The organism is Kurthia zopfii, assembly GCF_003143955.1.
Lineage (GTDB): Bacteria > Bacillota > Bacilli > Bacillales_A > Planococcaceae > Kurthia > Kurthia zopfii.
Map to the genome: position 1 here is coordinate 1 of NZ_QFVS01000067.1, position 4631 is coordinate 4631.

Genomic DNA, 4631 nt, shown 5'->3' on the forward strand with positions numbered 1-4631 from the left:
CGGACCAGTGATTTTAACTTCGGAATTTTGAGGAATTTACCGTCAATCACCTTCACTGTTCCTTTTTGATTATTCGTTGTATAGCTTTGTACCGGATTTTTCTTACTTTTGAAACGAGGGAATCCAAACGATTGATCGCGAAAGAAGTTTTTATAAGCTTTATCTAAGAAAACGTTCGCATTGGATAACGCCAAACTGTCCACTTCCTTCAAGAACGAAAATTCCGTCTTATACTTTGCGGGCGTTGGATTTTTTCTTTTTTTAGATGGATCTAACTTGAACTCTTCATAATTTTTCATCCGTTCATCTAACAAAAGGTTGTAGACCTTACGGACACAGCCGAACGTTTTTGCAAAGAATATTTCTTGTTCTTCTGTTGGATATATTCTAAATTTATAGGCTTTCAATTTTTCCATAAGGTTTACCTCCTTTTTAAGATGATTTCTTGATATTATTATACCTTATTTTAACGAAGAAGGAAACATACGTTCTTATTAAAACCACAAAATAGACAAAATTCTTTTTCTATCAGTTTATCGAGTTACCGGTGATAACCTTTAAACTGAACGGTATTCAACCCCCACCTATAGAGGCTGGGGGTATTCTACCTAATGTTGATAAAAGAACGATGGCTTTGCTTTTTTTAGCACCGCTTCTTGTCCTTTCCTTAATGTATTTCATTTTTGGCAGCGATAATCCCGACATTGATGTTGTCGCAACAGGCGCTCCTGCTGAAGTGATTCAGCAGCTTGATGGCGATCATTTAACGATTCATGATCGAAATGCCTACTCTACAAATCAATTGAAAAAAGATGAATATGCGGCTTGGATCGATTTTAAAAAGAAGGAATTGCATTTATTAAATGACGATCCAACATTATCAAATCAACTAAATGCTGCTTTAAATCAGTCGCATCAAAGTGAAACGCCTCAACTAAAGGCCATCTATGTATATGGAGATAAAAATACGACAATTTTTGATACGTTTAGCCCGATGTTAATCGGCTTCTTCGTCTTCTTTTTCGTCTTTTTAATTGCGGGAATTGCTTTACTAAAAGAACGTACTTCTGGCACTTTGGAAAGATTACAGGCGACACCTGTTAAGCCTTTTGAAATCATTTCAGGCTATATGATTGGTTACGGTATTTTCGCCGTCATTCAAACGATCTTAATTGTCCTCTTTTCTGTGTACGTCCTTGATATTGTTTCGAACGGCTCCATCTGGCTCGCATTACTAATTTGCTTGATTGTCGCAATCGTGGCGCTTTCTCTCGGCACATTTCTTTCAAGTTTCGCCCATTCAGAATTCCAAATGGTTCAGTTCATTCCATTAGTCATTATTCCTCAAATTTTCTTTTCGGGACTATTCCCATTGGATTCGATGGCTGATTGGCTACAAAATATCGGCAAAGTGATGCCACTCTACTATGCTGCTGACAGTTTGAACAGTGTCATGTATAAAGGGCTTGGTTTTAGTGAGATTGCGACTAATTTAGGCATCTTACTTTTATTCGCATTTGCCTTCCTAACATTGAATTTAATCAGCTTGCGAAAAGGTCGAAATCATTAAGCCAAGCAAACGAATCGCATTTCTCGAAAAACATCATTATAATGTTCCTTAGAGGTTTTTTTGGAGGGAGTCAGAATTAATGGAAACAGTAAATTTAGAACGTCTACAGCAATTGATTGATTCATTTGCAAATAAGGACGTATTCATACATCTTGAAACGACTAACGGAGCTTATGCTGCTCACTTTGACGAAAAAGTATTCAACGCTGGCGCATTTATTCGTAATATCGTTTTACAATACGAGCTTGGAAAAGTTACAGCGGAAGCACCTCACCGTGTAGGTTTAAAACTTGCAAACGGTGGTTGGGTTTACGCACAAGGTATTACACATTTTGAAGTAGATCAAGAAGGTCGCCTACTAATGGCTGGACTGGATTATGAAGGGAAGCTTGCGGTCGCACTAGAAATTAGTGAAAAACCGTTCGCATACTAAGGGGGAATTCGTCATGTACCAACAAGAAGAAAAACAAATTTTAGTCATTTTCCCTCACCCTGATGATGAGGCATTCGGCGTTTCTGGTACTTTAGCGCAATATGCAAATGCTGGCGTACCAATCACTTACGCATGTTTAACGCTTGGTGAAATGGGGCGAAACTTAGGGAATCCTCCATTTGCTACGCGTGAAAGCTTACCATTAATTCGTAAAGAAGAGTTGAAAAAATCGGCGGAAGCAATCGGCATTAAAGATTTACGCATGATGGGCTTACGAGATAAAACGGTTGAATTTGAAGATGATGAGAAAATGGTTCAAATGATGACAGGTCTAATTGAAGAACTGAATCCAACATTGATCATTACTTTCTATCCGAATTACGCTGTTCACCCAGACCATGAAGCAACAGCTCGTGCAGTAGTTCGTGCAGTTCGTCGCATGGATGAAGCAGATCGCCCAAGACTTTACGGCGTTGCATTTGCGAATGATACATTAGAGAAATTAGGGCAACCTGATATCGTCAATGATATTCGTGATGTGAAAGAATTTAAAATGAATTCAATGAAAGCACACAGTTCTCAAACTGGCTGGATGATTCAAGAAGAAGAAAAACGCCAAGCTGAAGGTGATACTTCTGAAAGTAACTGGTTTACAGATGAAGCCTTCTATCAATATCGCTGGCACGAAGATTTTGAAGATCAATTTTAATTGTATGACGAGTTCGTTTTTCACATTGAAAAGCGGCTCGTTTTTTTATGTCATTTAATGACGTAAACTTTTCCCCTCGTCATGTCGTCCTATGTATGTCAATTCGAATGGCGAAAGGAAAAAAGCAATATGATGCGAAAAAAACAAGAAAAAATCTTTATCGAATTTATTGATCAATATAAAAAGCGCTTTTATTTACTTGCTTTAACCTATACAAAAAATGAGCAGGATGCACTTGATGTCGTTCAAGAGAGTTTATCGAAGGCATGGAAGTCATTCCCTACATTAAAAGATCATAGCCAATTGAAAAGTTGGTTTTTCCAAATACTCGTTAGAACAGCTATTGATTTTTTAAGAAAACAAAAGAAAATTTGCTTGATGGAAGATGATCAGATTGAATATTTCTCTCCTAATCAAGTGGATACTTATACGAATATCGATTTGCATACAGCTTTGAACAACCTACCTTATCAGTTTAGTGAAATTATTATTCTAAGGTTTTTCGAAGACTTTAAAATTGAAGATATAGCGAACATTCTAGATATTCCACTAAGTACCGCAAAATCTCGTTTATATCGAGCCTTAAAACTTTTAAAAATTGAATTAGTTGAGGAGGCAGCAAACCATGAATAAACAATTGAAAGATTTAAAAAGTAACTACGAAGAACAAAATACGCCGATCGAATTGGAGCAAATGATTGCAGGTTTCAAAAAACGAAGATCCGCTAGGCGTTTTTATTATAATTCAATCATTTCAATCGTAGCTTTAATGCTAATGTTTTTGACTTCGCTCAATATTAGCCCTGTCCTTGCAGCGAATATGGCGAAAATCCCAGGTTTTGAGCCAATTGTATCCGCATTAACAATTACAAAAGATGATTCATTGCATAAAGCTGATATTACCGTTCCAAAAGTGATTGGTACTTCAAAAGAAATCGTTGCGCTTAATGCGAAATTTGAAAAAGAAGGTAAGGAACTTTACAAGCAATTCGCATTGGATGCAAAAGTCGTTCATGATGGCCATGTCGGTATCGAAAGCGACTATATCGTAAAAACGGAGAAGACGAATTTACTATCATTTGGTCAATATACGGTCAATACAGTCGCCTCATCATCCACAACGATGAAATATACGTCAATTGATCCGCAAAAACAAATGATCATAACATTGCCAAGTTTATTTAAAGATAAGGCATATGTGAATAGAATTTCGCTGTATATCGAAGAGCAAATGAAAAAAGAAATGGCAAAAGAGCATACAGATAAGACTTATTGGGTAAAAACAGGTAAGCCCGAAGATGACCTATTTGAAGCTTTTACAAAAATTAAGAAAAACCAAAATTTCTATATTAATAAGAAAAATCATCTCGTCATTTCATTTGATAAATATGAAGTAGGACCTGGTGCAATGGGGATTGTTGAATTTGAAATCCCGACAAAAGTAATCAATGATTTATTATTACCGAATAAATATATTAAGTAATGGAGGAATTTAGATGAGTATTATACTCTTCGTTTTCGGAGCTATTTTCCTCATTTGGGGAACTTATCGCGTTAAAACAGATTTCAAAAGAGATCAAAAGAAAAATAATTGGTTAAGTTTATTATTTTCTGGCCAAGCGTCTGGAATCGGCCAAATTTTAACATCGTTTCGGTAGAATTCCCCCAGCTTCTATAAGTGGGGGATGAATACCGTTCAGATTGAGGGTTACCGTTTGTAACTCGAAAAACTGATATAAAGGTCTTATCGCCTTTTTCTTTTAGTCTAAATAAGAACATACGTTTCTTTCTCATTAAAATAAGGTATAATAAAATCAAGAAATCATCTTAAAAAGGAGGTAAACCTTATGGAACAATTGAAAGCCTACAAATTCAGAATTTACCCAACAGAAGAACAAGAAATATTCTTTGCGAAGACG

The 4631-nt window shown here is 36.2% G+C and carries 8 protein-coding genes; 7 read left to right on the top strand and 1 reads right to left on the bottom strand.

Features of this window, described 5'->3' with window-relative positions; all coding sequences use genetic code 11:
- The coding region (locus DF281_RS14190; protein ID WP_146191519.1) for a helix-turn-helix domain-containing protein at positions 1-416 on the bottom strand (416 nt) is incomplete at its 3' end.
- A 212-nt stretch (positions 417-628) separates the two neighbouring features.
- Here DF281_RS14190 and DF281_RS14195 point away from each other — a divergent pair.
- The 7 genes from DF281_RS14195 to DF281_RS14220 form a co-directional block, all read left to right on the top strand.
- Positions 629-1570 carry an ABC transporter permease gene (locus DF281_RS14195; protein ID WP_109350913.1) on the top strand — a complete coding sequence of 314 codons (942 nt, stop codon included), beginning with the start codon at positions 629-631 and terminating at the stop codon, positions 1568-1570.
- Positions 1571-1649: 79 nt separating this feature from the next.
- Positions 1650-2003: a YojF family protein gene (locus DF281_RS14200; RefSeq protein ID WP_109350914.1), complete on the top strand. Its 354-nt coding sequence runs from the start codon at positions 1650-1652 to the stop codon at positions 2001-2003.
- 13 nt (positions 2004-2016) lie between these two features.
- Positions 2017-2712, top strand: coding sequence for a bacillithiol biosynthesis deacetylase BshB2 (gene bshB2, locus DF281_RS14205; protein WP_109350915.1), 696 nt, complete (start codon positions 2017-2019; stop codon positions 2710-2712).
- 129 nt (positions 2713-2841) lie between these two features.
- Entirely contained in the window at positions 2842-3345 is a 504-nt protein-coding gene (locus DF281_RS14210; RefSeq protein ID WP_370447830.1) for an RNA polymerase sigma factor, read from the top strand.
- The gene (gene rsiV / locus DF281_RS14215) at positions 3338-4195 is read left to right on the top strand and encodes an anti-sigma-V factor RsiV (RefSeq protein WP_109350916.1); all 858 of its coding nucleotides are present in this window, start codon (positions 3338-3340) and stop codon (positions 4193-4195) included. The genes DF281_RS14210 and rsiV overlap by 8 nt, the downstream gene beginning before the upstream one ends.
- A 13-nt stretch (positions 4196-4208) precedes the next feature.
- A complete protein-coding gene (locus tag DF281_RS14810; RefSeq protein WP_166636165.1) occupies positions 4209-4370 on the top strand; it encodes a hypothetical protein in 162 nt (53 codons plus the stop codon).
- Positions 4371-4559: 189 nt separating this feature from the next.
- Positions 4560-4631: helix-turn-helix domain-containing protein (locus DF281_RS14220; protein ID WP_146191517.1), on the top strand; the 72-nt coding region annotated here is incomplete at its 3' end.

What these genes read in the sequence shown, in the direction of transcription:
- DF281_RS14195 (WP_109350913.1), top strand. Translation starts at nt 629, where the DNA reads ATGGCTTTGCTTTTTTTAGCACCGCTTCTTGTCCTTTCCTTAATGTAT.
- DF281_RS14200 (WP_109350914.1), top strand. Translation starts at nt 1,650, where the DNA reads ATGGAAACAGTAAATTTAGAACGTCTACAGCAATTGATTGATTCATTT.
- bshB2 (WP_109350915.1), top strand. Translation starts at nt 2,017, where the DNA reads ATGTACCAACAAGAAGAAAAACAAATTTTAGTCATTTTCCCTCACCCT.
- DF281_RS14210 (WP_370447830.1), top strand. Translation starts at nt 2,842, where the DNA reads ATGATGCGAAAAAAACAAGAAAAAATCTTTATCGAATTTATTGATCAA.
- rsiV (WP_109350916.1), top strand. Translation starts at nt 3,338, where the DNA reads ATGAATAAACAATTGAAAGATTTAAAAAGTAACTACGAAGAACAAAAT.
- DF281_RS14810 (WP_166636165.1), top strand. Translation starts at nt 4,209, where the DNA reads ATGAGTATTATACTCTTCGTTTTCGGAGCTATTTTCCTCATTTGGGGA.